Raw genomic sequence first — 26,182 nt, forward strand, 5'->3', positions numbered from 1 at the left:
CCCACTCGCCCCCCGCCGCCGGCTCGGCTCGCATCCGCTCCTGTTCGGCCCCGGCCCCGGCCCCGGCCGCGGGTCCGGCGGCGTCCGTCGCCTCAGCCGTAAGGCGGTCGGCAGACGTTTCGCCGGTGGAGGGCCGCTCGCCGGTGGCAGCGCCAGGTGCGCGCGGCCGGGCGGGCGCCGTACCGGAGGTGCAGGCCAGGGCGGTCGCGGCGAGTTCCCATGTACGCGGGCTCGGCCAGGCGCGGGCCGGTCCGTCCGGTACGGCGAGCACCAGCTCGGGCCGCACCCGCAGGAACGCCCCCACCAGCGCCCGAGCCCGCCCCACCGCGACGGCGGACGGCTCCGACCACCCGGCCGGATCCGGCACCGGGAACCCGCCCGCGAACCCCTCGGCCACCGAGGCCGCGCTGATCTTCCAGTCCAGGTGGATCAGCCGGTTCGCCAGCGGCGCCGACAGATCCCAGCCGTCCGCCGCCTGCTCGGGCGGGTTGGCCGCGGCCACGATCCGCACCGACGCGGGCAGCGCCAGATCCCCGACGGCCCGCTCCAGCACCACTCGCAGCATCGCGGCCTGAACGGCGGGCGGCGCGGTGGTCAGCTCGTCCAGGAACAGGATCCCCGACCCGGACGCGGCCAGCCGCTCCGCCCAGCGCGGCGGCGCGAACCAGGTGCTCCCGTCGCGCAGCACCGGCAGCCCGGCGAAGTCGCTCGGCTCCCTGATCGAGCCCACCACGACCTCGACCGGCAGCCCGAGCCGCCGGCCGAGCGCCAGCACGGCCGACGTCTTCCCGGTGCCCGGCGATCCCCACAGGATGACCGGCAGGTTCGCCGCCACGGCCACGGACAACGCGTCCACGAAAAGCCCCCTCGCGTCAACTTTGATTGACCTCATGGGTCAACATAGGTTGACGCGAGCGGGATGTCAAACCTCCAGCACGAGCTTGCCGACCCGGGGCCTCGGCCAGCGGGAACACCCGGTTCACGCGCGGGCCGGTCCTCGGCATGTGGAGCCGAAGAACCGATCAGATCCGGTTGACCCGCGCCCACGCCACGAACGAGCCGCCGAACACGGCCATGACCAGGCCGGTCCACAGGTTCACGGCGCTCCCCAGGACGCCGGCGATGATCAGGATCACGCCGTACACCAGGAAAAGCCCGCCGATCACCATTCTGATGTCGCTCATAGGATCACTCCGTACAACGCGGCGGCCAGGACGAGGGCGCCCGCGCCCAGCAGCGCGGGCGAGCGGTACCACTTCGCGTCCCCGGCCAGCGCGTCGTCCTCCAGGTCAACGGCGCTGAGCCCGTACACGAGCCCGCGCAGCTCCTCCTCCCGCTTCTGGGTGGTGACCAGCGTGACCGCCACGGACACCACCACGTCCACGGCGAACGCCAGGCCGGCACCCCAGAAGCTGGCGTTCAGCTCGGTGCCGAAGTTCACCAGCCCGGCCTTGTAGGAGAAGTACGACGCGAAAGCGGCGAGCGTACCGGCGAGCAGCCCCCAGAAACCGGCCCACGGCGTCATCCGCCGCCAGAACAGGCCGATGATGAACGTCGCGAAAAGCGGCGCGTTGAAGAACGAGAAGAGCGCCTGCAGGTAGTTCATGATGTTGGAGTAGCCGGCCGCGATGAACGCCGTGCCGACCCCCATAGCCACGCCCGCCACGGTCGCGATCCGGCCCACCCGCACGTAGTAGCCGTCCTCGCGGCCCGGCCGCAGGTGCGACTGCCAGATGTCGTTGGTGAACACCGTGTTGAACCCGCTGATGTTCGCCGCCATCCCCGCCATGAACGACGCCAGCAGCCCGGTCACCGCGATCCCCAGCACGCCGTTCGGCAGCAGGTCCCGCATCAGCAGCGGGATCGCGTAGTTGTACGGCTGCCCCTTGCCCAGGTCGCTGAAGAGCACCAGCGCGATCATGCCGGGCAGCACCGTCACCAGCGGGATGAACAGCTTCGGGTACGCGGCGACGATCGGCGTGAGCCGGGACGCGTTCGTGTTCCTGGCCGACAGGGCCCGCTGCACCTCGGCGAAGTTCGTCGTCCAGTAGCCGAACGACAGCACGAAGCCCAGCCCGAACACGATGCCGATCCAGTGCGCCTGCATCGGGTTCTGGCCCGCGGTGTCCGTCCATGTGTGCAGGCCGCCCTCGCCGAGCGCGCTCTGCCGTACCCGCTCGAACAAGCCGGAGATCCCGCCCACCTTCATGAGCCCGAGCACGGTCAGCGGGATCAGGCCGGCGAGGATCACGAAGAACTGCAGGACCTCGTTGTAGATCGCCGAGGAGAGCCCGCCGAGCGTGATGTACGACAGCACGATCGCCGCCGAGATCACCACCGACACCGGCAGCGGCCAGCCCAGCAGCGCCTCCAGGACCAGCGCCAGCGCGTACAGGTTCACACCGGCGATGAGGATCTGCGCCACCGCGAACGTGATCGCGTTCAGCAGCTGCGTGGCCCCGTTGAAGCGCCTGCGCAGGAACTCGGGCACACTGCGGACCTTCGAGCCGTAGTAGAAGGGCATCATCACGATGCCGAGGAACACCATCGCCGGGACCGCGCCGATCCAGTAATAGTGCACGGTCATCGCGCCGTACTGGGCGCCGTTGGCCGCCATGCCGAGGATCTCGATCGCGCCCAGGTTCGCCGACACGAACGCCAGGCCGGTGACCCACGCGGGAAGCCCGCGGCCGGCCAGGAAGAAGTCCAGGCTGGAGGTGATCCGCCGGCGGGCGGCGAACCCGATGGCGAGCACGGTGGCGAAATAGATGGCGACGAGCAGGTAGTCGAGGAGGTTCACGTCAAGCCGCACGGAGTGCCCGCTACCCCGGAGAATCACAACATCACGCGGCGAGCCCGGCCGGCCGTGGTGGACCGCCGAACGTGGCTGGTCATACCGTCAAGGAGCTGTGGTGGACCGCTGAGCGCTCCTCGCCATACTGTCAAGGAGTGGACGTCGCCGACCTGAGCCCCGCGCAGGCACGGGAGCGCTTCCGCGCCGGAGAGCGGGTGCCCACCGCGGGCTGGTGCCGGGGCTGGACGCAGGCCAACCTGATCGCCGTGCCCGCGCGGCTGCGCTACGAGCTGCTGCTGTTCGCCCATCACAACCCCCAGGCGTGTCCCGTGCTCGACGTCGGCGAGCCGGGGGTCTGGTCGACCGCGCTGTTCGCCGGCGATCTGCGCACGGACCTGCCGGGCTACCGCCTCTACCGGGACGGCGCCCCGGTCGCCGACCTCGACGACGTGGTGGACGAGTGGCGCCCGGACCTCGTGCCGTTCCTCATCGGCTGCAGCTTCACCTTCGAGCGCGCGCTGCTCGCGGCCGGGGTGCCGGTGCGGCACCTGGAGCTGGGGACGAACGTGCCGATGTACGTCACCAGCGTCCCCTGCGAGTCCTCAGGCAGCCTGTCGGGGCCGCTGGTCGTGTCGATGCGGCCGGTGCCCGCCGAGCTGGTGAAGACCGCGGTCGAGGTGAGCGGCCGGTACCCGCGGGTGCACGGGGCGCCGGTGCACGTCGGCGACCCGGCCGCGATCGGGATCCGCGACCTGGCCCGGCCGGACTTCGGCGACCCGGTGGAGGTGCGCGCCGGCGAGGTGCCGCTGTTCTGGGCGTGCGGGGTGACGCCGCAGGCGGCGATCATGGCCAGCGGCGTCGAGTACGCGATCGGCCACCTGCCGGGCCACATGGCGATCATGGACGTCCGCGACGAGGACTACCGGGCCTGAGGCGGGATGCCCGCCGCCGTGAGCTGCTCGCCGACCGGCGGCGCGCCGCACCGGTTGTCGATCTCCAGATGCGGTACGACCGGCGGCTCGTCCACCCGGATGTTCCTCAGGTAGTCCTCGAACGCCGCCAGCTTGCCCGCGTCCCGCGCGTACCCCCTGGCGGTCAGCCGCTCGCGCAGGGCCGGGCCGTCGGAGCGGACCCACAGCAGGCGCACCGGTGTCCCGCCCAGCTCCGCCACCCACTCCGCCCACCTGGCGGCGTCGTGGACCTGGGTGGTGAACGGGCCGTCGAGCAGCACCGGGCAGCCGTGGCCGCGGATCTGCCTGGCGAGCCTGGTCAGGCCCGCGTATTCATGGCGCTTGATGTGCCGGTCGTACCAGGGGCCCTCGCGCTCTCCGTCCGGCCTGCCGTGGGCTCTCAGGACCTCGGCCACGAAGCCGCCGTACGCGGTGTCCTTGTCGAGCAGGGCGGGCACGGGGGAGAGGCGGGCGAGCAGCTCGGCCGCGACCGTGGACTTGCCCGCGCCCGGCGGCCCGCTGATCACCCAGACAGTGCTCATGCGATCAACGCTAAGGCCAACCTACGCGGATTTGCGTACGCGGGTGCCTCGTCTCGGCGGACGACGCGTCCAGGCGGGGCGATCAGACTCCTTGCTCATGCTGACCGTGTTGACGAGGGCGTTCCGGGTGCCGGAGCTGCGCAAGAAGTTGCTGTTCACGCTCGCCCTCATCGGGCTGTTCCGGCTCGGCCAGGTCCTGCCCTCGCCGGGGGTCGACGTGGTGGCGGTGCGGGAGTGCGTGGGGTCGGCCAGTGGCGGGCTCTTCGACCTGGCGCAGATGCTCAGCGGGGGCGCGATGCTGCAGCTGTCGGTGTTCGCGCTCGGCGTCATGCCGTACATCACCGCCAGCATCGTCATGCAGCTGTTCGCCGTGCTGGTGCCCCGCCTGGACGCGCTCAGGAAGGAGGGCCAGCGGGGGCAGGCGAAGATCACGCAGTACACGCGGTACCTGACCGTCGGGCTCTCCCTGCTGAACGCGGGCACCGTCGTCGCGCTGGCCCGCACCGGGCAACTGCTGCCCGGATGCGCCCGGCCACTCCTGCGGGACGACGGCCTGCTCACCGTGACCGTGATCGTGCTGACCATGGTGGCGGGCGCGTGCATGGTCATGTGGCTGGGCGAGCTGATCACCGACCGGGGGATCGGGAACGGCATGTCCCTCCTGATGTTCACCCAGGTCGTGGCCGTCTTCCCGGGCTACATGTCGAAGATCTTCGTCCTGACGCCGGTCGGCGCCGTGGTGATGACGGTGGCGGGACTGTTCCTGGTGGCGGCCGTGGTGTTCGTGGAGCAGGCGCAGCGACGGGTGCCCGTGCAGTACGCCAAGCGCATGGTCGGCAGGCGCATGTACGGCGGGAGCAGCACGTACATCCCGATGAAGGTCAACCAGGCGGGCATCGTGCCGGTCATCTTCACCACGTCCCTGCTCTACCTGCCGACACTGGCGGCGCCGATGCTCGGTGCCGAGGCCGGGGCGTGGGTGCAGCGCAACCTGACCTCGGGGACGAATCCGCTCTACATGGCCGTGTACGTGCTGCTGATCGTGGCGTTCGCCTACTTCTACGTGTCGATCACCTTCAACCCCGTGGAGGTGGCCGACAACATGCGGCGCTTCGGCGGGTTCGTGCCCGGTCTCCGGCCCGGGCGGCCCACCGCCGAGTACCTGGCGTTCGTGCTGTCCAGGATGACCGCGCCCGGGGCGGCGTACCTGGGGGTGCTGGCGCTGCTGCCGCTGGTGGCGTTCGCGATCCTGAAGGACCCGGAGACGCAGCAGAACTTCCCGTTCGGCGGGACGAGCGTGCTCATCATGGTCGGGGTCGGCCTCGACACGATCAAGCAGATCGAGGCGCAGCTCCAGCAGCGCAACTACGAGGGCTTCCTCAAATAGACCTCACGCGGGCAGGGCCAGGCCGGCCCGCATGGCGAACACCACGAGCTGCGCCCGATCCCTGGCGCGCAGCTTCACCATGGCCCGGCTGACGTGCGTCCGCACGGTGTCGGGACTGATCACCAGCTCCTTGGCGATCTCCTCGTTCGACCTGCCGGTGGCCACCCACGCCACCATCTCCCGCTCCCGGGGCGTGAGCGTCTCGATCCCCTCGACCGGCTCCGTCCCGTGCCGGCCGAAGAGGCCGATGACCTTCCTGGTGATCGCCGGTGACAGCAGCGCCTCCCCGGCGGCGACCACGCGCACCGCGTTGACCAGCTCGTCGGGGGCGCTGTCCTTGAGCAGGAAGCCGCTGGCCCCGGCCTGGAGGGCGGCGAAGACGTAGTCGTCCATGGCGAACGTGGTCACCACCACGATCCTCGCGCCCCGCAAGTCCGGGTCGTCGGCGATCGCCCGCAGCGTGGCCAGGCCGTCCATGCCGGGCATGCGGATGTCGAGCAGCAGGACGTCGGGTCGCGTGCGCCGCATCAGCGCCAGCGCCGCCGCCCCGTCCGCCGCCTCGCCGACGCACTCCATGCCGGGCTCCCGCTCCAGCAACGCCCGCAACCCCATCCGCACCACCGCCTGATCGTCGGCGATGGCCACCCGGATCGCTCCGCGCCCCACCTCGCCGCCGGCGGACGTCTCGTGACCGATCCCGTCGCCGGCGCCGTCCGCATCGAATGCGGGTGCTCCGTCACCCACCAGGCCGCCCGGTCACACCGAGACCTGCGGGAAACCTGGCCACCACCTGGAAGCCGCCGCCCTCCCGCGGACCGGCGGTGAACCGGCCGCCTGCCTCGGCGACCCTGGCGCGCATCCCGGCGAGCCCGCGCCCCTCACCCGAGCCCGCCCAGCCCAGGCCCCGGTCGGCGACTTCCAGCACGAACTCGTGCGGATCGTCGCTCACCCGGACGAGCGCCCGGTTCGGGCCCGCGTGGCGCAGCACATTGGTCAGCGACTCGCGCACCACCCGGTAGACGGTGCCCTGAAGATGAGCGGGCACGGAGAAGCCGGGAGGCTCGACGTCCACCAGCAGGCCCGCGGCCCGCATGCCGTCGATCAGGCCCGTCAGATCGCCACCGGGCGGGTCGATCCCGTCGAGCGCGGCCCGAAGCTGGGCCAGCGCCGTCGTGCTCGTCTCCCTGATCGCCCGCAGCGAGGCCCGCGCCTGCTCGGGATCGTCGTCGAGAGTGACGAGCGCGAGCCCGGCCTGCATGGCGATGGCCGCCAGCCCGTGCCCGGCGGCGTCGTGCACCTCCCCGGCGATCCTGGCCCGCTCCAACGCCAGCGCGTCCGCCTCGGCCCTGGGCCCGGCGAGAGCCGAATCGTTCGTCGCCGGTGGGGTGCCGTAGAGCGTGCCTTCGCGGGCCGGCGGGCGCACGGTCTTCAGCTGAGCGGTGCGGGCGGCGGGAATGCCCCATGCCACCTGGTTCGCGGCGCCGTGCCGTGCTGCCGCGGACGTCGCGAGCTGCCGCCCCGGCTCGCCGTCCTGGAATTCGGCGGAGATCTGGAGCTGCGGCGGCTCGGTGTCCGCGGCCGCCGCCGCGGCGGCGCGCGCCTGGGCGAGGCCGCTGAACGACCACGGGACGGCCAGCCAGCCCGCCCACGCCAGCATGACCACGACCGGTACGTCACCTAACCGGCTGAGGCGTGACAGGGCGGCGAGCGGCCTGCGCAGGCGGCCGCCCCTGTGCGTGTGCTCCGTCACCATCCCCCACCCGGCCAAGGCTCGAATTAGCCCGATCCTAGCGAGTTTCACACCTTCCGGTTTGACATCGGCCCGGTCAGACCCCAAGAAATGATCTTGTTTGGGGTGATTCTGATGAGCTCCCCGGAGAAGCCGCGGAGCGGCGGCTCCTGCCCGGTCAGCGCCTGCGCCGTGCCCCGGATCTCGACGCCCCGCACCGTCCACGGGTTCACCGAGGCGAGATCGTCCACGACGAACGCCACCGTGCTGCCCGCCTGGACATTCCTAAACTTCTTGGACTTGCCCAGCGCGTGCCCGCCGATGTCGATCGTGCCCGCCTCGGCGTTGACGAAGAAGCCGGTCGGGCTGTTCTGGACCTGGCCGTCGGGGGAGACGGTCGCCAGGCGGCCGAGGCGCTGCGTGGCCAGGTAGTCCAGCTCTTCCTGTGTGAAGGTCATGAGTTCAGGATGCAACCTCAAGCATGGTCGAGGTCAATCGGAGCCGGAGATCAGCCACCGCAGCGGGTTGTCGCGGGTGAGGAGGCGGATCGTGTCCTCGCCGGTCCCCGCCTCGCGCAGGCGGGGCACCAGGGCGTGGAAGAGGTGGGCGTACCCGGGCCCGCCGTACTTGCGCACCTGCGCGATCCGGCTCAGCCCGGTGCTGATCAGCAGGCGGTCGGCGTGGCCGTCCTCGATGAGACCGAGCGCGATCCTGGCCGCCTGTTCGGCGCCCAGGCCCAGCACGCCCAGGCTGACGTACGCCCCCGCCTCGGCGATCTTGCGGGCGGCGGCCGGGTCGGTCCCCGCGTACCCGACGGCGACCCGGGAGCCCGGCAGGTTCTCGCCGAGCAGGATCTCCAGCAAGGCCAGCGCGTTCCTGCCGTGCGTGGCGACGGGCAGGCGCGACTGCAGGGAGGCGCGGGCGGCGGCGATCAGGCAGCGTTCCTCGCGCGGCGTCGGCTCGGCGCCCCAGCAGCCGACCTCGCCGATCACGCCCGGGAACACCCCCGTGCCGTCCACGCCGCTGGAGATCTCCTCCATCAGCCGCCTGGTGAGCGCGTCCGCGTCCTCGTCCCCGACGTCCGTGAACGGCTCGGCGAACAGCCCGGTCGACGCGATCACCGGCACCCGGCTGCCCGCGGCGGCGCGGGCCAGGGCGGCGGCGTCGCGGCCCATGCCCATGCAGGTCAGGTCCACCACCAGGCCGAGGTCGCCGGACTGGCGCAGCTCCCGCAGCTCGGCGGTGACGGCCGCCTCCTCGTCGAGCCAGCGGTACGGGTCGGAGTCGATGCCGATCGCCCAGCGCATGTCGGTACGCAGGTGCTCATGGGGGAGAACGGCGCCGCTGATGGCGGCCGCGCGTACAGGGCCGGTGACGGTACGAAGCAAGACCTCGGGCATAGCAGACATTAACCGATGTTTGCCGTAAGAAGCCTGCTCAGGGAGGAAATTTTACGATCTGGGCGGTTTGGTGGTTTGCTAGCGGAGTGCAAGTGGGCACGGATGGTGGGGTCGTATCCTGGGGGGCACACCGACTGCCGGGGGCAAATGTGGCGATTCAAAACTCTGACACCGGCGACGCCGACGTGATCAAGGACGAGGCCGCCGACCGGTCCAGCATGCCCGAACGCCGTACGGGCCTCCACGGGTGGCTCGACGGCATCAGGTCCACGCGGACGGGCGCGCTCACGCTGAAGATCGTGGTCGGCGTGATCGGGGCCATCATGGTGGTGGGCGGACTGATCATGGTGCCGTTCCCCGGGCCCGGGTGGCTGGTGGTGTTCGCCGGCCTGGCGGTTCTGGCGACGGAGTTCCACTGGGCGCACAAGCTGCTGGAGTTCGGCAAGCGAACGCTGCATGCCTGGACGCAGTGGTACAAACGGCAGGGCTGGACCGTCCGCATCATCGTGCTCGTCGTGACCCTGGCCGCCGCCGCCGTGATCGTCTACTTCGGCCTGCGGACGCTCGGCTTCGACGTGCTCCAGATGGCGACCCGCTACATCTAGACCCGGTCGTTATGGCCCTGCGGAATCCGGCGGATCGCTGTCTAGTCTGCGGGGCGTGATCGCCGAAATCGCCGTCGCGCTCTCCCTGACGGTTTCCGCCCCCGCCGTAGCTCCTTCCACCCAGGCGGACCTGACGCTCCCAGGCACCGGTGGCATGAAATATGGCGAAAAAGCCGACGATCCCGTACGGCTCACCGCGTACGGCCTCGGCACCAAGCAGACCTATCTCAGAGCCCGCACCGGCAACGCCTTCGCCCGGGAGAAGAGCCTCACCGAGGTGTCCGTCGCGCCCGGCGGCCGGCTGGCGGCAGGCGTGCCGGCGGCGTACCGGTCCGGCTACGACTCCCTCCTCGTCACCGACCGCACCACCGGCGAGGCCGGCAGGATCCGCACCGTCAAGAAGCCGCTGACCGCCTCCTACGCCTCCTGGTCCCGCGACGGCACGAAGGTCGCGCTCACCGTCGAGCAGAAGGTGAGCGGCAAATGGCGCGTGCTCGGCTTCACCGTCGTGGACGTGGTCGCGAAGGCCGCGCGCACGGTCCGGATCCCCGGCCTGAGCGCGGACGCCGGCTTCTGGTGGAGCCCCGACGGCAACCTCGTGACGAGGCACGGCACCGGCCTGCGCCTCCATCGGCCCTCGGACGGCGCGGTCATGCGCACGCTGGCGGACGTCGGTTTGCCGACCGGCCCGGAGGATGCGTTCTCGCCGTCGGGCAAGCGCCTGGCCACGTGGTGCCCGACGCGCTTCACGGAGCAACTCTGCCTGGTCGACCCCCTCGCCGGCAAGATCGCCCAGCGGGTGAACGTACGGCCCGAGGCCCTGTTCGGCTGGTGGGACGAGAGCCACGTCATCGCGGTCATGGCGCACCAGGGCGCCTACCGCCTGTCGGTCGTCGACCTCAAGGGGAAGGTGACGCGCGTGCTCGCCGGCGTGCCCGCCAAGACATGGGCCGGGGACCTGTGGCTCTCCTTCACCCGTACGTCATAGATAGAGGCCGGTGCCGTGGTCGGTCTCCTGCGTGGCCACCGCGTGCAGGTCGCGCTCGCGCATCACCAGGTAGGTCCGCGCGTGCACCTCCACCTCGAACTGGTCCTCCGGGTTGAACAGCACCTTGTCGCCCACCTTGACCGAGCGCACGTTCGTGCCGACGCCGTACACCTCGCCCCAGGCCAGCCGGTTGGCCATCTTGACCGTCGCGGGGATGACGATGCCGGAGCCACTGCGCCGCTCCTCCGCCTCCTGCTCGAGCCTGATCATGACCCGGTCGTGCAGCATCTGAATCTCGAACTTGGGCTGTTCCACAAGCACAAGTTTACGAGCACCGGCACCTCGGGATCCCCGGTACGCCGAGACCGCGGAATCTCACGGCCTTCGCCGACGTCGTGATCACGGCAGCCTGAGCTCGGCGAACACCGGCCGGTGGTCGGTGTCGTCCAGCGACAGCACCTCGAACGCGCGCACGGCCATCCGCGAGTCCGCCAGCACGTGGTCGATCGCCACCCCGGGCAGCTTCACCAGGGAGCCGCTCGGCGGCCAGGTGGTCACGGACCCGTTCTGCGGCCAGGTGGTCACGTACCCGCGTCCCATGACGTCGGCCGCGTCCCGATAGCCGGCCGCCAGCAGGTCGCGCATCGGCAGATGGTCGAGCGTGGCGTTGAAGTCGCCCGCCAGCACCCGCAGCGCCCCGTCCCCGCGCGGCAGCGCCTCCAGCCCCGACTGCCAGCACGGCTGCCGCCCGATCCGCTTGGGCGCGCACGGATGCACCGAGACGATCTCGATCCGCGCCCCGCCGGGATGCTTCAGCCAGGCCCTGGCCTGCCCGAACCCGCCGATCTTGATCATTTGCCCGGCTGTGAGCGGGTGCCGTGCGTACACGGCGGACCCGCCGACCCCCGCCAAGGGCCGGGTGACGGCGTGCGGCAGCACCGTACGCAGTCCCGCGTCGTCCAGCCGCCGCATGGCGTCCGGCGTGAACTCCTGCAGCGCCAGCACGTCCGGCTTCAGCCGGGTGACCAGCCCCATCAGTTCCGCCGTGTCGGCCCGGCCCACCAGCAGGTTGGCCGCCAGCACCCGCAGCACCGGCCCCTTGGCGGCCGGATTGCCGTCGGCGAGGGTCCGTGGCAGCAGGACCGGCGCCAGTGCCAGCACCGCGACGAGCGCGACGGTGCCCGCCGCCCGCCGCCGCAGCAGCAAGGCCAGCAGCCCGCTCACCACCGTCGCCAGCGCCGCGTACGGCGTGTACGCCACCACCGGCACCCACGGCCAGTCCGGCTCGAACCCGCTCAGCCGCACCGCCGCCCACAGGGCGAAAGGCGCCACCACGATCCAGCTCATCCATGTCCGCACGCCCTGTATCGCCACAAGTCCCGACCTGGGTTCACACCATGAAAAGGTGTGCTCCATGCGCGATGTGGAAGCCAGGGTCCTGAACGCCATCGACGAGTCCGAAACCGTGAACCTGCTGGCCGAGACCGTGAGGGTGCCCAGCGTCACCGGCACCGACGCCGAGTCCGAGCTCCAGCACCGTCTGGCCGGCCTCCTCACCGAGGCCGGCATGGACGTGGACGTCTGGAAGCTCGACCTCGCCGGCCTGACCGGCCGCCCCGGCTTCCCCGGCACCGAGGCCCCGAGGACCGAGGGGTACGGTGTCGCGGCCGTGACCGGCGGCGAGGGCCCGCCCGCGCTGGCGCTCCAGGGCCACGTGGACGTCGTCCCGACCGGCGACCTGGCCAAGTGGGAGGGCAGCGACCCGTTCGCGGCGCGGATCTCCGGCGACGTGCTGTACGGCAGGGGCGCCTGCGACATGAAGGCCGGCCTCGCCGCCAACCTGGCCGTGGCCAGGGCGATCAAGCGGGCCGGGGTGCGGCTGGCCAGGCCGCTGGCCGTGCACTGCGTGATCAGCGAGGAGGACGGCGGGCTCGGCGCGTTCGCCACGCTGGCCAGGGGGCACACCGCGGAGGCGGCGGTCATCAGTGAGCCCACCAGCGGCGCGGTCATCACGGCCAACGCGGGGGCGCTGACGTTCCGGCTGGAGATCGCCGGGCGGGCCGCGCACGGCGCCACCCGGTACGAGGGCGTCAACGCGATCGAGATGTTCTGGCCGGTGTTCGAGGCGATCAGGCGCCTGGAGGCCGAGCGCAACCGGGACGTCCCCGGCCTCTTCCGCGGGAACGCGATGCCGTACCCGATCGAGGTCGGCACCGTTCGGGCGGGGGACTGGGCCAGCACCGTGCCCGACCTGCTGGTCGCCGAGGGGCGGCTCGGGGTGCGGCTGGAGGAGGACCCGGCCGCCGCGCGGGCCGCGTTCGAGGAGGCGGTCGCGGACGTCGCGCATCCCTGGCTGCGCGCCCACCCGCCCGTGGTGACGTGGCCGGGCGGCCAGTACGCCAGCGGCCGGCTGCCCGCCGGGCACGGGCTGCTCGACGAGGTCGGCCGCGCGATCATCGACACCACCGGCGGAGTTCCGGCCGAGTCGGCGGCGCCCTACGGGAGCGACCTGCGGCTGTACACGGCGGGCGGGATCCCGACGCTGCACTACGGCCCCGGGGACGTACGGTTCGCGCACGCCCCCAGGGAGCAGGTCGACCTGGGCGAGCTGCGCGCGGTCACGCGGGCACTGGCACTGCTCGCTGTGCGCCGCTGCGGAGCACTCTGATCGGCGTGTCACGGTCGAGCACCGTGACCCGGGGACTTCTGTCAGACGGCCGCCTTCGACTCGACCGGCAGGCCGGCCTCGACCCAGTCCTGGATTCCCTCGACGTACCTGCGGACGTCCGTGTAGCCGAGTGCCGTCAGCCGGGCCGCGACCGCCTTGCTGTTGGAGCAGGACGGGTTGGTGCAGTACGTGATGATGGGGGCGTCCTTGTCGGGGAGCAGGGCGGCGGCGCGCTCCGCGACCTCGCTCTCGACCAGCGAGATCGCGCCCGGCAGGTGCTGCTGGGCGTAGTAGTCGCCGCCCAGCGTGTCGACCACCGTCACGCTGCCCAGTGCGGCGTTCAGCTCGTCGCGGGTGATGATGTTCATTGCGTCCTCCGATGAAAATGGACTACAGTCCGTTTTGTGGATGACCTGGAAATTACCGGACTGCGGTCCGGTTCGTCAAGGGAGACTCTGGAACTGCTGCGTGCCCGCCCGCCCAAAGAGCGCGCCGACGCCGCGCGCAACAGGGAGAAGGTGCTCGCCGCCGCGGCCGGGCTCTTCGCGGAGAAGGGCGTCGAGGCGGTCTCCATGGACGCGATCGCGGCGGAGGCGGGGGTGGGCAAGGGGACTCTGTTCCGCAGGTTCGGCGACAAATCAGGGCTGGCCGTGGCGCTCCTGGACGCCCGCGAACGCGACCTCCAGCAGCGCATCCTGTCCGGGCCGCCGCCGCTGGGGCCCGGCGCCTCCGCCCCCGAGCGGCTGACCGCCTTCGTCGCCGCCTACCTGCGGTATCTCTTCGACCATCTGGACCTGGTCCGCATGTCGGAGACCGCCAGCCCGGGCGCCCGCTACCGCATCGGGGCGTACCGGTTCTGGCACCGGCACGTGGCGATCCTCCTCGCCGAGGCCCGCCCAGGCGCCGACGCCGACGTCCTGTCGCACGCGCTGCTCGCCGCCCTGGGCGCGGAGGCGGCGGGGGTTTTGAGGGACGAATACGGCCAGGACCGCGCCGTCGACGGCATCACGACCCTGGCGCAGGCCCTGACCACCCCCACCTGAAGCCCTCGGCTCGCACCCATCGTCCGGTTTCCACGGCGGGTCACCGATGGGCAGGGGCCGACTCGGTGGGAGGCGTGGTCAAGTGGTGATGAGCGGCGCGGTGTGCGGTCAGGCGGAGGCGGTGGGGACGCGCCGGCGGGCCTCCGGGACGATGAGCGGCGTGCCGGTCTGCGGGTCGGGGATGATCTCGCAGCGCAGGTCGAACACCTCGCGCACCAGCTCGGGAGTGACGATCTCGGTCGGGTCGCCCTCGGCCACGATCTCCCCGGCCCGCATCACGATCAGGTGGGTCGCGTACCTGCACGCCTGGTTCAGGTCGTGCAGCACGGCCACCATGGTCCGCCCGGCCTCGTGCAGGTCGGCGCAGAGGTCCAGGACCTCGATCTGGTGGGAGATGTCCAGGAACGTGGTCGGCTCGTCCAGCAGCAGGATCGGCGTCTCCTGCGCCAGCGCCATGGCCAGCCACACCCGCTGCCGCTGCCCGCCGGACAGCTCGTCCACGATCCGATCGGCCAGCTCCACCACGTCGGTGGCCCGCATGGCCTCGGCCACGGCCGCCTCGTCGGCCCGCGACCACTGCCGCATGAGCCGCTGGTGCGGGTAGCGGCCCCGGGCCACCAGGTCCGCGACGGTGATCCCGTCCGGCACGATCGAGCTCTGCGGCAGCAGGCCGAGCCGCCGCGCCACCTCCTTCGACGGCAGCGCGGTGATGACGCTCCCGTCCAGGTGGACGGCGCCGGTCTTGGGCTTGAGCATCCTGGCCAGGGCCCGCAGCAGGGTGGACTTGCCGCAGGCGTTCGGCCCGATGATCACGGTGAAGGACTCGTCGGGAATCGCCACGTTCAGGTCCGTGGCCACGACGCGCTGGTCGTAGGCGAGGGTCAGGCTGGTGCCGGACAGGCGTACGTCGGCCATCAGCGGTGGTCCTTTCGCGGGGCCATCAGTGGCGGTTCTGGCAGGGGACGGGCGGCCGTCAGGGGCGGTTCTTCCGGAGGGCGGGCGATCGTCAATGGCGCTCCTTCCGCAGGAGCAGGGCGAGGTACGTGCCGCCGATGGCGGCGGTCAGCACGCCGACGGGCAACTGGGTGGGCGCGAGCAGCCGCTGCGCCGCCAGATCGGCGCCGGTCAGCAGGACGGCGCCCATCAGCGCGGACGCGCCCATCGTGACCCCGGGGGAGCGGGTGAGCCGCCGGGCGAGCTGGGGCGCGGCGAGCGCGACGAAGATGACCGGGCCCGCCGCGGCCGTGGCCACGCCGGCCAGGAGCACGCCGGCCGTGATGGCCACCGCGCGCACGGGCTCGACCCTGATGCCCATGGCCCGGGCCGAGTCGTCGCCCATCTCGATCATCCGCAGCGGCCGCGCGATGAACGCGCACACCGGCACCAGCACGGCCAGCGCCAGCCCGACCGGGTTCGCGTGCTCCCAGCCGCGTCCGCCGAGGCTGCCGGTGAGCCAGGCGCCCGCGGTGGCCGCGTCATTGATGTTCGCCCTGGTCAGCAGGTACGAGTTGACCGCCAGCAGCAGTGCGTTCGCCCCGATGCCGACCAGGACCAGCCGGTAGCCCTGCACGCCGCCCCGGAAGGCCAGCGCGTACACGAGCGCGGCGGTGATCACGCACCCGGCCAGCGCGCCACCGGCGATCATCATGGCGGAGCCGCCCGCGATCACGACCATGATGCCGCCCGTCGAGGCGCCGGCGGTGAAGCCGATGAAGTCGGGGCTGCCCAGGGGGTTCCTGGTGAGACTCTGGAAGATCGCGCCGCTCAACCCGAACGCCGCGCCGACCAGCAGCCCCGTCACCACCCGGGGCGCCCGGAGCTTGCTCACGATCAGCTCGGCGACCGGCGTGCCCTGGCCGAAGAGCGCGGTGACGATGTCGGGCACGGGCACGGTGAACTCGCCCGTCGAGATGGCCGCCACGGCCACCGCGCACGCGACCAGGACGAGGGCGAGGCCGATGAGCAGCGCGCGCGGCGCCAGCCGTACGGACCAGGGGCCGACACGAATGGTCACAGCGCCGCCACCCGCCTCCGCCTGGCCAGCATGATGAAGATCGGCGCGCCGATCACCGCCCACACGATCCCCACCTGCACCTCTCCCGGCCGGGCGATGAGCCGGCCCACCACGTCGGCCCCCAGCAGCAGCACCGGCGCGGCCACCGCCGAGTAGGGCAGCACCCACCGCTGGTCGGGCCCGACCAGGGCGCGCACGGCGTGCGGCACGATCAGCCCGACGAACCACAGCGGCCCGGCCGCGGCGGTGGCCGCGCCGCACAGCAGCGTGACGGCCACCCCGGTGAGCACCCTCGTGCGGTTGACGGCCACGCCCAGCGCCTTGCCCGCGTCGTCGCCGAGCGCCAGCATGTTGAGCGGCCTGGCCAGCAGCAGCCCGAGCACCAGACCCGCGATCATGAACGGCGCCAGCCGCACCAGCGTGTCGGCGGTCTGCCCGGCCAGCGAGCCGGTCAGCCAGAAACGCATCCGGTCGAAGGTCTGGGAGTCCATGCGCAGGATCGCCGAGGCCACCGCCGTGGCGACCATGCCGAGCGCGACGCCCGCGAGCGTGAGGCGTACCGGGCTGGAGCCGGAGCGGCCCGACGAGGCGAGCGCGTAGACGGCGACGGAGGCCAGCGCTGCCCCGCCGAACGCGAACCACACGTAGATCGCGGGATCGGTGAGCCCGAACACGCCCAGCGCCAGCGTGACGCCCAGCGCGGCGCCCTCGTTGATGCCCAGCAGTCCGGGATCGGCCAGCGGGTTGCGGGTCAGGCTCTGCATGAGCGCGCCGGCCAGCCCCAGGGTGGCGCCCACGCCGAGACCGAGCAGCGTACGCGGGACGCGCAGCTCCCGGATGACCGTGTGGTCGTTGGAGCCGTCCGGCGCGAGAAAGGCGTCGATCACCGTGGAGAACGGCACGGACCGCGCCCCCAGCGCCACGCTCGCCATCGCCATCAAAGCCAGCACCGCCAGCGCGACCACCAGTCCGGTGATCAGCACCGTGGGACGCGCCCACACCGGCCTTCTCACGGCCTCCGCCACCCTGACAGCGGTCCCCGCCGTGTCCTCAGCCGGGCGCACCCGACCCCCTCTCATCGCGGTCAAACTTAGGCAAGGCTAATCTAATGAGCTAGTAACAAGGCAAGCCTAACCTTAGGAGATGTACATGTCGGGACCGGTACTGACGCGTAGGGGCTTCCTGTCGGCCACGGCGGGACTCGCGGCGGCCCTGACACTCGCGGCGTGCGGCAGCGGCACCGAGCCGGCCTCCTCCGCCCCGGCGGGCTCCTCCGCCCCCGCGGCCCAGAGCTGGACGTTCACCGACGACCGCGACAAGAAGCTCGCCCAGCCCAAGGTCCCTGCCAGGATCGTCGCCCAGGTCGGCGCGGCCGCCGCCCTGTGGGACTTCGGCGTGCGCCCCATCGCGGTTTTCGGCCCGCACAAGCTCAAGGACGGCAGCAAGGACCCGCAGGTCGGCAACGTCGACATCACCAAGGTCGAGGGCCTGGGCAACGTGTGGGACGAGTTCAACGTCGAGAAGTACATCTCGCTCCAGCCGGACCTCCTGGTCAGCAGCATGTACATCAAGGGCACCCTCTGGTACGTCCCCGAGAAGTCCAAGGACACCATCGAGCAGATCGCCCCCACCGCCGGCATCATGCTCACCGGCCGCAGCGCCACCCAGGTGATCGGCAAGTACGAGGAGCTGGCCAAGTCCCTCGGCGCCGACATGCAGGGCGTGCCCGAGGCCAAGGCCCGCATGGAGGCCGCCACCAAGGAGCTCGCGCAGTTCAAGGACCTCAAGGTCCTCATGATGTCCGGCGGCGCGGACCAGATGTGGGTGGTCAACCCGCCGGAGTACCCGGACATCGTGCACCTCATGGACGCGGGACTCGACGTCGTCACGCCGTCCAAGGTGGACGAGGGCGGCTTCTTCCAGACGCTGAGCTGGGAGAACGCGGACACGTACGACGCCGACGTGATCCTCTACGACACCCGCACCCAGGCGCTCAAGCCCGAGGAGATGCTGAAGAAGCCCACCTTCGCCAAGCTCCCCGCGGTCAAGGCCGGCCAGCTCTACCCGTGGAACGCCGAGGCGCCCTACAGCTACCAGGGGTACGCGGACTTCCTCGAGGCGCTCGTGGCCAACATGAAGCAGGCTAAAAAGCTCCCCTGACCTCGACGATCTCGGCGAGGGGGAACTCCAGGTAGTCGCCTGCCTCCTCGCACCAGGCGTCGAGCGCGGCGCCCCTGAGCTCGCCGTGGCTGATCGTGGCGGTCAGCCCGTCGGTCAGCGTGATGCCGGCCCGCACGCCCCGGTCCACCACGAAGCCCAGCAGCGACTGCTGTGCCGTCGGCAGCCTGGTCGCCATCCTGCCGATGATCGCCCAGGTGCGGCCGCTGTTGCCGGCCTCGGCCCGGCTGGCGCTGATCAGCCGCCGGGCGTGCTCGCGCGGGTCGGGCGCCGGCTCGGCCAGCAGGTGGGGCGGCGCCTCCAGCTCCGCGAGGTCCGGGAACTCCGACAGCTCGGCCACCTGACCGCCGGGCAGCAGGATCAGCTTGCCGTTGTTCGGCTCCTCGCTCTCGGAGAGCTCCGCGGCCCTGGCCCGGCGGATGGTGATCTCGCCGGTGTCGGAGACGGGCACCGGAGAGTAGCCGACCTCGCGCAGCGCGGACAGCGTGCGTTCGGCTCCGGCCGCGCTCACCAGCACCGTGGGAGCGAGCAAGCGCATGCCCAGCCGGCCCAGCCGCCGGTGGGCGGCGATCTCGGTGAGCAGGGCCGGGTCGCCGGCCTGGATGACGCACCCGACCGTGGTGACCGTCACCTCGCCGTGCCGGCGCGCGGTGTCGCGCACCAGGTATTCGAGCGGCTGCGGGATGGCGCCCACCGCGGCCAGTTCGTCGAGCAGCTCGTCGGTGTCGTAGCCGCGGTCGAGCGCGCGGCGCACGCTCTCGTTGGTGAAGCGCCACACCGACGCCGCGCCCCGCGACTCGCGCTCGGCGACCCGGTCGAGCAGCGCGGCCAGCTCCGCCGAGGGCGGCCCGGTCACGACCGCGGTCAGGTCGGGACCGAACAGCGCGCTCCTGCGCACGCTCGCCAGCGCCCTCGTGGACGCCTCGACCAGGATCGGATCGTGCTCGACCATGGGCACGGAGTCGTCGTTCTCGTCCCCCGGCTTGGCGGTGAGGCCCGCCAGCGCCCGGCCGAGGTCGGTGAGCGCGTCGTTGGCCAGCAGCCCGAGCAGCCTGGCCTCGTCGAGCACCGCGGGCGCGCAGTCCAGCAGCAGCTGCCGGTCGATCAGCGGCGCGTGCCACTGGACGTTGCGGACGAGGCTGTCGCGGTCGGCGAACGCGGTGCCGGCGGGCAGGTGGGTCAGCGCCGGCAGCACCGACCGCCGCACCCGGGCCACGGCGCTGCCCGCCGGGTCGTCGCCCAGGACGGTGCCGTACTTGCCGTCGATCTTGCGCAGCGACGAGCGCTCCATGCGCCACCACGCCGACAGCAGCACGCGCAGCCGGGACGAGCCCTCGTCCAGCCGCCACCGGTCGAAGCGCTCGGTGGGGACCAGGCCGCCCGACGGCTCGTCCCAGGCCAGCAGCCTGGCCACCGCGCAGATCTCCAGCAGCAGGCGCGTCTCGTCCTCGTCGCAGCCGGTCTCCTTGGCCACCCTGCGCACCTCGCGCACGCCCACGCCGCCGGTCTTGAGCAGCGGCAGCGGCGCCTTGGAGGCGTTGTCGAGCAGGGCCGCGCACCGCTCCACCACGTGCGGCGCGGCCAGCGTCATCAGGTGGTCGACCTCCTCGGGATCGACCGGGATCGTGGCCACCTCGGGCGCCGCGGGCATGAACGGCGGGTGGTAGCCGGGGCCGCGCAGGCAGATCGCCACCTCGCGGGGGATCTCCGCCATGTGCCAGCTCGGCCGGAAGAGCAGGCCGTGGTCGGCGCACCACTTCTCCGGCGTGCCGGGGGTGACGAAGCTGCCGCCGTCCACGGGCAGCGCGGGGCCGTCCCAGGCGAACCGGTCCAGCAAGGGGACGGTGCCGTCGGGGGCGTCGCGCATCAGCGCCTTGATCCGCCCGGCGTCGCCGAGTGTCTCGGCCACGCGGGTGATCATGCGGCGCTTGTGGCCCTGGGTGGGCAGGCCGAGGTTGCGGGCGAGCGTGCGCAGGGCGTCGTGGCTGATCGTCCAGGAGTTCAGATAGTGGTCGAGCGGCTCGCCCAGGCCGAGCGGCGCGGCCCACCAGCGCGAGACGCCCTCCGCGAGATGGATCACACCGTCGTCGCCAGGCCAGGCCAATGCGTGGTCATGGAGATGCTCGAGCCAGGGGGTCACGTCGTCGGCCCGCATGTCGAGGAAGGCCGCCAGCCGTTCGGGCGTGGGAGCGCTCATGGCCAGCGCCGCCTCCGCCAGCTGCAGGCAGGGCAGCGGAAGCCGCTGCAGCGTCTCCATCACGGCGAAGCCGTTGCCCAGCCGCTGGGCGAGCGTGTCGAGCCGGCGCGGCCAGGGCGCGGCGATGGCGTCGGGCCTGTTCGCCAGGATGCGGGCAAGCCTGTCTTCGTCTAGTGTTCGCAGCCAGCCGAGCAGGTGATCTTCCATCTGTCAGCACTCTCATGGGGTCGCGCGCGGGACTCACCGTGAGCCATGAGCATCCACGGTAATGCAGATCACCCCCGGTCAGGAGAGGACTGCCCAGACGATCTTTCCGTGGGGCGCGAGTGCGGACCAGCCCCAGCGGAGACTGAGCGATTCGACGATGTGGAGTCCGAGGCCGCCGGTGTCAAGGGGGCCAGGGTATCGCAGCACCGGCACCGATGTGCCTGGATCGGTGAACGCGCTCGTCACGAGAGATCCCCGGCGGACGAGGGACATGTGGACCGGGCACTCGCGGCGCCGCTCGGCCAGGTGCAGGCCGTGGCGCAGCGCGTTGGTCGCCAGCTCCGAGACCACCAGCTCCATGTTCTCGATCAGCTCGGCGAGGCCCCATCCCGTCAGGGCGCCCGCCGTGAAGCTGCGGGCGGAGTGGACCGAGGCGGGGGTGGGCGGGAGCACGAACGTGGCGCTCGAGGACGGGCCGGGGACCAGTAGATCGGAAGCCGCGTCCGGCCACCAGCCGACCGGGGGCCACCAATCGAACCTGGTCCACTGGCTGGGCGCCGTGGTGGATTGCACGTAGATCATTCTGCGGCAAACTCTCGTGCAGGTGCAAGAGCGAATGCACGTGCAGACAACCTGTGCAGGCGCTACGGTTGCCATCAAATGGTCAATATGGGGGAAAGGGGATCTTGTCCGCGGCCCATGATCTTTCGGCCGTGAAGTGACAGACTGTGTCGCAAGGAAACGACCAAGGAGCAGCACGTGTCCATTGATCCGCCCGGTTCCGGTTCGACCGTTCGGCGCATCATGCTGGGGGCGAGTCTCAGGCGCCTGCGTGAGGCCAGCGGACTCGACCGGGCGCAGGCCGGATTCCACATCCGGGCGTCCGAGTCCAAGATCAGCCGCATGGAGCTCGGCCGCGTCGGATTCAAGACACGTGACGTGGAAGACCTGCTCACCCTGTACGGCGTCATCGACGATGCCGAGCGCCGTGCCCTTCTGGAGATGGTTCGCGAGGCCAACACCCCCGGGTGGTGGCACAAGTACTCGGCCGAGCTGCCCTCGTGGTTCACGACGTACGTGGGCCTGGAGGAGGCCGCGAGCGTGATCCGTACCTATGAGGTGCAGTTCGTGCCAGGCCTGCTGCAGACGGCCTCGTACGCGCGATCGGTCTTCCAGCTGGGCCACCCCGATGCCAGTCCGGAGAAAATCGAACGCCGTGTGCATATGCGCATGCAACGGCAGGAGCGCTTCACCCAGAAGGACGGACCCCGGCTGTGGGCCGTCATCGACGAGGCGGCGCTCATGCGGACCATCGGCGGGCGGGAGGTCATGTGCGAACAGCTCCAGCATCTGGTGGAGGTCGCTGCCCTTCCCAACATCACCATTCAGGTGATGCCCTTCAGGTTCGGCAAGCACGCCGCTGAAGGGGGCGCGTTCAGCATCTTGCGGTTTCCCGAGTCCGACTTGTCGGACGTTGTCTATGTCGAGCAGCTCTGGGGTGCCCTGTACCTGGATAAGCGTGAGGACGTCGACCCGTACCTCACCGCCATGGAGCAGTTGTGCGTGGAGAGCACCACGCCAGGGGGCACCGTCGAGCTCATCGGCGGTCTTCTCAGAAAGATGTAGATGAACCAGACCTACAACGGCATGCCTGCGGCCGATTTGACGCAGGTCGCGTGGCGCAAGAGCCGCTACAGCAACTCGCAGGGCAACTGCGTTGAGCTCGCGAAGCTTCCCGACGGGGGGATCGCGGTGCGTAACTCGCGCTTCCCTGACGGCCCTGCACTCATCTATACCCGCGACGAGATCCGGGCCCTGGTGCTCGGGGTAAAGGACGGAGAGTTCGACGGCCTGCTCGTTTAACAACGTGTTAACCTCCGGCGCGCCCGCTTAACGGGGTCGCGCCGGAGGCGTAACCGCCCGGCCTCGTGGTCCGGACAGGATCAGCTCATGCTCGACCAGATGACCCTGTATCCGATCGCCGACGACGTGCTGTTCGCGCCGGGCGGCAAGGTCGTGATTCGCACTTATGGCGTGGCGCCCGCAACGACGGGCGCCTCCGTCTCCTACCGGACGTGGGTGACCGGCATCCGGGACCAGCCGCGTTACTGGCACTGGGGACACTTCGAGGACGCGACCTCCGGGCACCGAAGGGTCCTGGAGTGGCTCACGGGCCGCGGACCGCAACCTTCCCAAGCGCTGACCTGATCGCTATCCTCAAGCCAAGCAACCGCTTGGTAGAGGAGGCCTGGTGCGGCGCGCGATCCACCTGCTCGAGGAGGTCGACTTCAGGCCGATGAACTCCAGGCGGCCGCTGGAGTATCTGACCTGGCTGACCCGCTACAAACGCGAGGACGAGACCCGCACCGCGCCCTCGCTCACCTCCGGAATGTCCATCAGGTCCCGCGAGATCGACCTCGTCGGAGCCTTCTACGCCGTCGGCATCACCGGCCATCCGCAGTTCAAGGTCGTCACGCTCTGGGACTGCCACGGCGGCTGGGACGGCGGCTGGCGGCAGATGATGGAGATCTACCAGGGCGTCGACGAGCGGCTGTTCCTGTCCGACATCGACGACCTGCGCTTCTCCGCGTTCTCCCGGCCACTAGGGGCCGCGCCGGGCTGCCCGCCGCTGGCGCAGGCCCCCGCCGCCGAGCTCTACCTCTTCGAGAGCGCCCGGGTCCGCCCCGGAGCCGCGCTCGACTACCTGGCCGCGGTGCGCGCCGAGCGCGCGCCGCTGCTCGCCGAGCACGGCCACACCCTGGCCGGCCTGTACGAAGTGCTGTTCTGCGACACCGAGGCGGTCACCGTCTGGGCCGTCTCGCTCGACGACCACCTGGCGACCCAGCGCGCCCGCGACGCCGCCCTGGGCCTCGACGACGAGGTGCCGCCCGATTCCCGGCTGCTCGACTGGGGAAAACGGGCTCGCGACTATCTCGAAGGCCCGTGGCGTGAGACGCTTCTGGCACCTTTCCCCGGCAGCCGCCTGGCACTGGGAGGCCAGCGGGGTTAGCGACGGCTGCGGAGGTGGCCATGACGGACCCGTACCTCTACAACGGGCAGAGCCCCGACGATCACGTCGCCTCGTGCCCCGACTGCAGCGCGGTCCTCGCGCTCCTCGACCAGCCGGACACGGCGGTGCGGCCGCCGCCCACGCTGCGCGAGGCGGTGCTGTCCATGGCGCGCCGCCGCCGCAGCCCGGCCCTGGTGGGCGTGGCGTCCGTGGCGGTGCCGTACGCCGAGCAGGTCGCGCTCATGGACGACCTGCTGAGCGACCTCAGCCTGGCCCAGTGGGACGCCCCCGTCGCCAAGCACGGCTCGGTCAAGGGCCTGGTGGAGCACCTGGCGGCCAACGACGCCGCCATCGCGGGCTTCATGGGCGTGCCGGCCGCCGGCGAGCCGGCCGTGCACCGGCGCTGGCGCGAGCAGGCGGGCAATCTGCTCGAACGCGTCTCCGCCGGCAGCGAGGTGCTGCTCGGCGTCGAGGTGTCACTGGCGGGCCCGCGGCCTGCCCGCGCGCCGCTGCGCCAGGCCATGGTCCAGCGCACCTTCGAGACCTGGACGCACGCCGACGACATCAGGGCGGCCACCGACCGCTCCAGGGCCGCGCCGCGCGACGAGCACGTACACATGATCGCCGAGTTCGGCCTGGCGCTGCTGCCGCGCGCGCTGAAGGGGCCGCGCCGCGACGTCTCGGCGACCGTGATGCTGACCGGGCCGGGCGGCGGCACCTGGACGATCCCGCTCTCGCCCGCCTCCGACCACGTCGCGGTGTTCATCTCGGCCGACGCGGTGGACTTCTGCCGGCTGCTGGCCAACCGGTGGCCGCCCGGCACGTTCCCGTACGCCGCCGAGGGCGATCCCGCCCTGGCCCGCGATCTCGTTCATGCCGCCGCGACGCTGGGGTGCGACTGATGAGCGACATGGAGCTGTGCGCGCGCCTCACGGCCGGCGACCTCGACGCGCTGGCCGCCGCCTACGACGAGCACGGCTCGTACGTGTACGGCGTCGCGGTCAAGATCACCGGCAGCCGGGCGCAGGCCGAGGAGATCACCCAGAGCGTGTTCGTCACCCTGTGGGAGCAGCCCCTGTCGTACGACCCGAGCCTCGGCTCGCTGCGCGGCTGGCTGGTCAGCAGGGCGCTGCACCAGTCGGCCCTGCGGTCCAGGGTCAGCTGACGGGCGCGTTCCAGGCCATGAGCACCGGCTCGGCGTGTTCGAAGCCGAGTCGCGAGTAGGTGCCGGTGTCCAGCTTGAGCAGCCTGCCCTCCGCGGGCCCCAGGCCCAGCCAGCGGGCGGCCAGGACGCGCAGGAAATGCCCGTGCGCCACCAGTGCCACCCGCCCCTCGGCCGCCCTGGCCCGCTCGATCACCCGGTCGGCGCGGGCACCCACCGCGGCGGCGCTCTCGCCCGGGTGCTCCGCGTCGCCGGGGATCACGCCGTCGCGCCACAGGTACCAGCCGGGCCGGGTCTCGCGGATCTTCGGCGTGGTGATCCCCTCGTAGCCGCCGTAGTCCCACTCCCACAGGTCGGCGTCCACCTGGTAGCCGGTCAGCCCCGCCAGGTCCGCCGTGCGCCGGGCCCGCTGGGCGGGGGAGACCAGCACCAGGTCGAACACCTGCTCCTTGACCAGCGGCGCCAGCGCCCTGGCTTGGTCCTCGCCGTGCTCCGTCAAAGGCAGGTCCGTGCGTCCCGTGTGCTTGCCCGCCTTGCTCCATTCGGTCTCACCGTGCCGGAGCAGCAGCATCTCGTCCATGGACTCCATCATGGGGCACGCTTGACCTCAACCAAGCTTGAGGTAGCAGGGTGGGTGCCATGGAAGCGATCAGATTGCACGCATACGGACCGGCCGCGAACCTCCGCCTTGAGACCGTGCCCGATCCGGTGCCCGGGGCCGGGCAGGTGCGCATCGCCGTGCACGCGGCCGGGCTGCACTTCATCGAGACCCTGCTCCGCCAGGGGCGGCCTGTCGGGCCGCACCCCGCGCCGCCGCTCCCTGTCGTCCTCGGCTCGGAGGTCGCGGGGGTGGTGGAGTCCGTGGGCGAGGGGGTGCCCGCCGACCTCGTGGGACGCCGCGTGGTGACGGGCGAGGTGACCTCCGGCGGGTACGCCTCCCGCGCCGTGGCCCCCGCCTCCTCGCTGGCCGAGCTGCCCGGTCACGTGGACTTCGGCACGGCGGTCGCCATGAACACCACCGGCGCCACCACGTTCGGGCTGCTGGAGCTCGCGCCCCTGAGCGCGTCCGACGTGGTGCTGGCCACGGCCGCGGCCGGGGGCATCGGGACGCTGCTCGTGCAGTACGCGCGCCGCGCCGGTGCCCGGGTGGCCGGGGCGGCCGGCGGGCCCGCGAAGGTGCGGCGGGTCGAGGAGCTGGGGGCGGACCTGGCCGTGGACTACCGGCAGCCGGGCTGGGACAAGCTGGTACGCGAGGCGTTCGGCTCCGTGACCGTCGTCTTCGACGGGGTCGGCGGGGACCTGGGGCGG

31 protein-coding genes are annotated in these 26,182 nt (G+C 71.6%); 14 read left to right on the forward strand and 17 right to left on the reverse strand.

The features are described 5' to 3' along the window. The 3 genes from EJK15_RS50120 to EJK15_RS50125 all read right to left on the reverse strand — a co-directional run. Window positions 1–856: AAA family ATPase (locus tag EJK15_RS50120; protein ID WP_240777725.1), on the reverse strand; the 856-nt coding region annotated here is incomplete at its 3' end. Window positions 857–1,022: 166 nt separating this feature from the next. After that, window positions 1,023–1,184, reverse strand: a complete 162-nt coding sequence (locus tag EJK15_RS71560) for a hypothetical protein (protein WP_171074996.1) — start codon at window positions 1,182–1,184, stop codon at window positions 1,023–1,025. Further along, window positions 1,181–2,812: a sodium:solute symporter family protein gene (locus tag EJK15_RS50125; protein ID WP_138717536.1), complete on the reverse strand. Its 1,632-nt coding sequence runs from the start codon at window positions 2,810–2,812 to the stop codon at window positions 1,181–1,183. The genes EJK15_RS71560 and EJK15_RS50125 overlap by 4 nt, the downstream gene beginning before the upstream one ends. A gap of 137 nt (window positions 2,813–2,949) precedes the next feature. Between EJK15_RS50125 and EJK15_RS50130 the strand changes: the two genes are divergently transcribed. Beyond that, window positions 2,950–3,726: a putative hydro-lyase gene (locus EJK15_RS50130; RefSeq protein ID WP_206061601.1), complete on the forward strand. Its 777-nt coding sequence runs from the start codon at window positions 2,950–2,952 to the stop codon at window positions 3,724–3,726. Here EJK15_RS50130 and EJK15_RS50135 read toward each other — a convergent pair. Then, a complete protein-coding gene (locus tag EJK15_RS50135) occupies window positions 3,714–4,286 on the reverse strand; it encodes a P-loop nucleotide/nucleoside kinase family protein (RefSeq protein ID WP_138717537.1) in 573 nt (190 codons plus the stop codon). The genes EJK15_RS50130 and EJK15_RS50135 overlap by 13 nt on opposite strands. Before the next feature lie 97 nt (window positions 4,287–4,383). Here EJK15_RS50135 and secY point away from each other — a divergent pair, with 97 nt between their 5' ends. Beyond that, a complete protein-coding gene (gene secY / locus EJK15_RS50140) occupies window positions 4,384–5,673 on the forward strand; it encodes a preprotein translocase subunit SecY (protein ID WP_138717538.1) in 1,290 nt (429 codons plus the stop codon). A gap of 3 nt (window positions 5,674–5,676) precedes the next feature. Here the strand turns inward: secY and EJK15_RS50145 are convergent, their stop codons facing one another. The 4 genes from EJK15_RS50145 to EJK15_RS50160 all read right to left on the reverse strand — a co-directional run bounded on the left by EJK15_RS50145 (window position 5,677) and on the right by EJK15_RS50160 (window position 8,802). Then, complete coding sequence (locus EJK15_RS50145; protein WP_206061604.1) at window positions 5,677–6,324, reverse strand: response regulator; 648 nt, start codon at window positions 6,322–6,324, stop codon at window positions 5,677–5,679. 85 nt (window positions 6,325–6,409) lie between these two features. Then, a complete protein-coding gene (locus EJK15_RS50150; protein WP_138717539.1) occupies window positions 6,410–7,426 on the reverse strand; it encodes a sensor histidine kinase in 1,017 nt (338 codons plus the stop codon). A gap of 44 nt (window positions 7,427–7,470) precedes the next feature. Further along, on the reverse strand, window positions 7,471–7,860 hold the full coding sequence (locus tag EJK15_RS50155) for a PPOX class F420-dependent oxidoreductase (RefSeq protein ID WP_138717540.1): 390 nt from the start codon (window positions 7,858–7,860) through the stop codon (window positions 7,471–7,473). A 33-nt stretch (window positions 7,861–7,893) separates the two neighbouring features. Then, window positions 7,894–8,802, reverse strand: a complete 909-nt coding sequence (locus tag EJK15_RS50160) for a phosphotriesterase family protein (RefSeq protein WP_138717541.1) — start codon at window positions 8,800–8,802, stop codon at window positions 7,894–7,896. 149 nt (window positions 8,803–8,951) lie between these two features. On the opposite strand from EJK15_RS50160, the gene EJK15_RS50165 reads away from it, so the two are divergent. Further along, window positions 8,952–9,407, forward strand: a complete 456-nt coding sequence (locus tag EJK15_RS50165; RefSeq protein WP_138717542.1) for a TIGR02611 family protein — start codon at window positions 8,952–8,954, stop codon at window positions 9,405–9,407. 55 nt (window positions 9,408–9,462) lie between these two features. After that, window positions 9,463–10,395 carry a TolB family protein gene (locus EJK15_RS50170; protein WP_138717543.1) on the forward strand — a complete coding sequence of 311 codons (933 nt, stop codon included), beginning with the start codon at window positions 9,463–9,465 and terminating at the stop codon, window positions 10,393–10,395. On the opposite strand, the gene EJK15_RS50175 is transcribed toward EJK15_RS50170, so the two are convergent. Both EJK15_RS50175 and EJK15_RS50180 read right to left on the reverse strand, forming a co-directional pair. Beyond that, window positions 10,390–10,710: a GroES family chaperonin gene (locus EJK15_RS50175; RefSeq protein ID WP_138717544.1), complete on the reverse strand. Its 321-nt coding sequence runs from the start codon at window positions 10,708–10,710 to the stop codon at window positions 10,390–10,392. The two genes, EJK15_RS50170 and EJK15_RS50175, sit on opposite strands and share 6 nt — an antisense overlap. Window positions 10,711–10,794: 84 nt before the next feature. Then, entirely contained in the window at window positions 10,795–11,742 is a 948-nt protein-coding gene (locus tag EJK15_RS50180) for an endonuclease/exonuclease/phosphatase family protein (protein WP_206061602.1), read from the reverse strand. 67 nt (window positions 11,743–11,809) lie between these two features. On the opposite strand from EJK15_RS50180, the gene EJK15_RS50185 reads away from it, so the two are divergent. Then, a complete protein-coding gene (locus EJK15_RS50185; protein WP_138717546.1) occupies window positions 11,810–13,063 on the forward strand; it encodes an ArgE/DapE family deacylase in 1,254 nt (417 codons plus the stop codon). A gap of 41 nt (window positions 13,064–13,104) precedes the next feature. Here EJK15_RS50185 and EJK15_RS50190 read toward each other — a convergent pair whose 3' ends face one another. Beyond that, window positions 13,105–13,431: a rhodanese-like domain-containing protein gene (locus EJK15_RS50190; RefSeq protein WP_138717547.1), complete on the reverse strand. Its 327-nt coding sequence runs from the start codon at window positions 13,429–13,431 to the stop codon at window positions 13,105–13,107. A gap of 36 nt (window positions 13,432–13,467) precedes the next feature. Between EJK15_RS50190 and EJK15_RS50195 the strand changes: the two genes are divergently transcribed. Continuing rightward, window positions 13,468–14,106: a TetR/AcrR family transcriptional regulator gene (locus EJK15_RS50195; protein WP_240777726.1), complete on the forward strand. Its 639-nt coding sequence runs from the start codon at window positions 13,468–13,470 to the stop codon at window positions 14,104–14,106. A 108-nt stretch (window positions 14,107–14,214) separates the two neighbouring features. On the opposite strand, the gene EJK15_RS50200 is transcribed toward EJK15_RS50195, so the two are convergent. From EJK15_RS50200 to EJK15_RS50210, 3 genes are all read right to left on the reverse strand, one after another. Next, window positions 14,215–15,021 carry an ABC transporter ATP-binding protein gene (locus EJK15_RS50200; RefSeq protein ID WP_138717548.1) on the reverse strand — a complete coding sequence of 269 codons (807 nt, stop codon included), beginning with the start codon at window positions 15,019–15,021 and terminating at the stop codon, window positions 14,215–14,217. A gap of 91 nt (window positions 15,022–15,112) precedes the next feature. Then, window positions 15,113–16,120, reverse strand: coding sequence for a FecCD family ABC transporter permease (locus EJK15_RS50205; RefSeq protein ID WP_138717549.1), 1,008 nt, complete (start codon window positions 16,118–16,120; stop codon window positions 15,113–15,115). Beyond that, the gene (locus EJK15_RS50210) at window positions 16,117–17,184 is read right to left on the reverse strand and encodes a FecCD family ABC transporter permease (RefSeq protein WP_420847152.1); all 1,068 of its coding nucleotides are present in this window, start codon (window positions 17,182–17,184) and stop codon (window positions 16,117–16,119) included. The genes EJK15_RS50205 and EJK15_RS50210 overlap by 4 nt, the downstream gene beginning before the upstream one ends. An 85-nt stretch (window positions 17,185–17,269) precedes the next feature. On the opposite strand from EJK15_RS50210, the gene EJK15_RS50215 reads away from it, so the two are divergent. Further along, on the forward strand, window positions 17,270–18,280 hold the full coding sequence (locus tag EJK15_RS50215; RefSeq protein ID WP_138717551.1) for an ABC transporter substrate-binding protein: 1,011 nt from the start codon (window positions 17,270–17,272) through the stop codon (window positions 18,278–18,280). Here EJK15_RS50215 and EJK15_RS50220 read toward each other — a convergent pair. Both EJK15_RS50220 and EJK15_RS50225 read right to left on the reverse strand, forming a co-directional pair. Beyond that, on the reverse strand, window positions 18,264–20,702 hold the full coding sequence (locus EJK15_RS50220) for a helicase-associated domain-containing protein (protein ID WP_138717552.1): 2,439 nt from the start codon (window positions 20,700–20,702) through the stop codon (window positions 18,264–18,266). The genes EJK15_RS50215 and EJK15_RS50220 overlap by 17 nt on opposite strands. 78 nt (window positions 20,703–20,780) lie before the next feature. Further along, window positions 20,781–21,284: an ATP-binding protein gene (locus EJK15_RS50225; protein ID WP_138717553.1), complete on the reverse strand. Its 504-nt coding sequence runs from the start codon at window positions 21,282–21,284 to the stop codon at window positions 20,781–20,783. A 222-nt stretch (window positions 21,285–21,506) separates the two neighbouring features. Here EJK15_RS50225 and EJK15_RS50230 point away from each other — a divergent pair, with 222 nt between their 5' ends. The 6 genes from EJK15_RS50230 to EJK15_RS50255 all read left to right on the forward strand — a co-directional run bounded on the left by EJK15_RS50230 (window position 21,507) and on the right by EJK15_RS50255 (window position 24,877). Then, the gene (locus EJK15_RS50230; protein WP_138717564.1) at window positions 21,507–22,328 is read left to right on the forward strand and encodes a helix-turn-helix domain-containing protein; all 822 of its coding nucleotides are present in this window, start codon (window positions 21,507–21,509) and stop codon (window positions 22,326–22,328) included. Further along, window positions 22,329–22,565 carry a DUF397 domain-containing protein gene (locus EJK15_RS50235; protein ID WP_138717554.1) on the forward strand — a complete coding sequence of 79 codons (237 nt, stop codon included), beginning with the start codon at window positions 22,329–22,331 and terminating at the stop codon, window positions 22,563–22,565. It begins immediately after the preceding gene. Between the two features lie 87 nt (window positions 22,566–22,652). Beyond that, window positions 22,653–22,910, forward strand: coding sequence for a 3'-5' exonuclease family protein (locus EJK15_RS50240; protein WP_138717555.1), 258 nt, complete (start codon window positions 22,653–22,655; stop codon window positions 22,908–22,910). Between the two features lie 43 nt (window positions 22,911–22,953). Further along, complete coding sequence (locus EJK15_RS50245) at window positions 22,954–23,712, forward strand: hypothetical protein (RefSeq protein WP_171074997.1); 759 nt, start codon at window positions 22,954–22,956, stop codon at window positions 23,710–23,712. A 20-nt stretch (window positions 23,713–23,732) separates the two neighbouring features. Then, window positions 23,733–24,614, forward strand: coding sequence for a maleylpyruvate isomerase family mycothiol-dependent enzyme (locus EJK15_RS50250; protein WP_138717557.1), 882 nt, complete (start codon window positions 23,733–23,735; stop codon window positions 24,612–24,614). Further along, window positions 24,614–24,877 carry a sigma factor gene (locus EJK15_RS50255; protein WP_138717558.1) on the forward strand — a complete coding sequence of 88 codons (264 nt, stop codon included), beginning with the start codon at window positions 24,614–24,616 and terminating at the stop codon, window positions 24,875–24,877. Before EJK15_RS50250 ends, EJK15_RS50255 begins: the two co-directional genes overlap by 1 nt. Here EJK15_RS50255 and EJK15_RS50260 read toward each other — a convergent pair. After that, a complete protein-coding gene (locus EJK15_RS50260) occupies window positions 24,870–25,454 on the reverse strand; it encodes a histidine phosphatase family protein (RefSeq protein WP_138717559.1) in 585 nt (194 codons plus the stop codon). The genes EJK15_RS50255 and EJK15_RS50260 overlap by 8 nt on opposite strands. 59 nt (window positions 25,455–25,513) lie before the next feature. Here EJK15_RS50260 and EJK15_RS50265 point away from each other — a divergent pair. Further along, a partial coding sequence (locus EJK15_RS50265; RefSeq protein ID WP_138717560.1) for an alcohol dehydrogenase catalytic domain-containing protein occupies window positions 25,514–26,182 on the forward strand: 669 nt, incomplete at its 3' end.

The sequence above is a fragment of the Nonomuraea basaltis genome (genome assembly GCF_005893125.1).
Classification (GTDB): domain Bacteria; phylum Actinomycetota; class Actinomycetes; order Streptosporangiales; family Streptosporangiaceae; genus Nonomuraea; species Nonomuraea basaltis.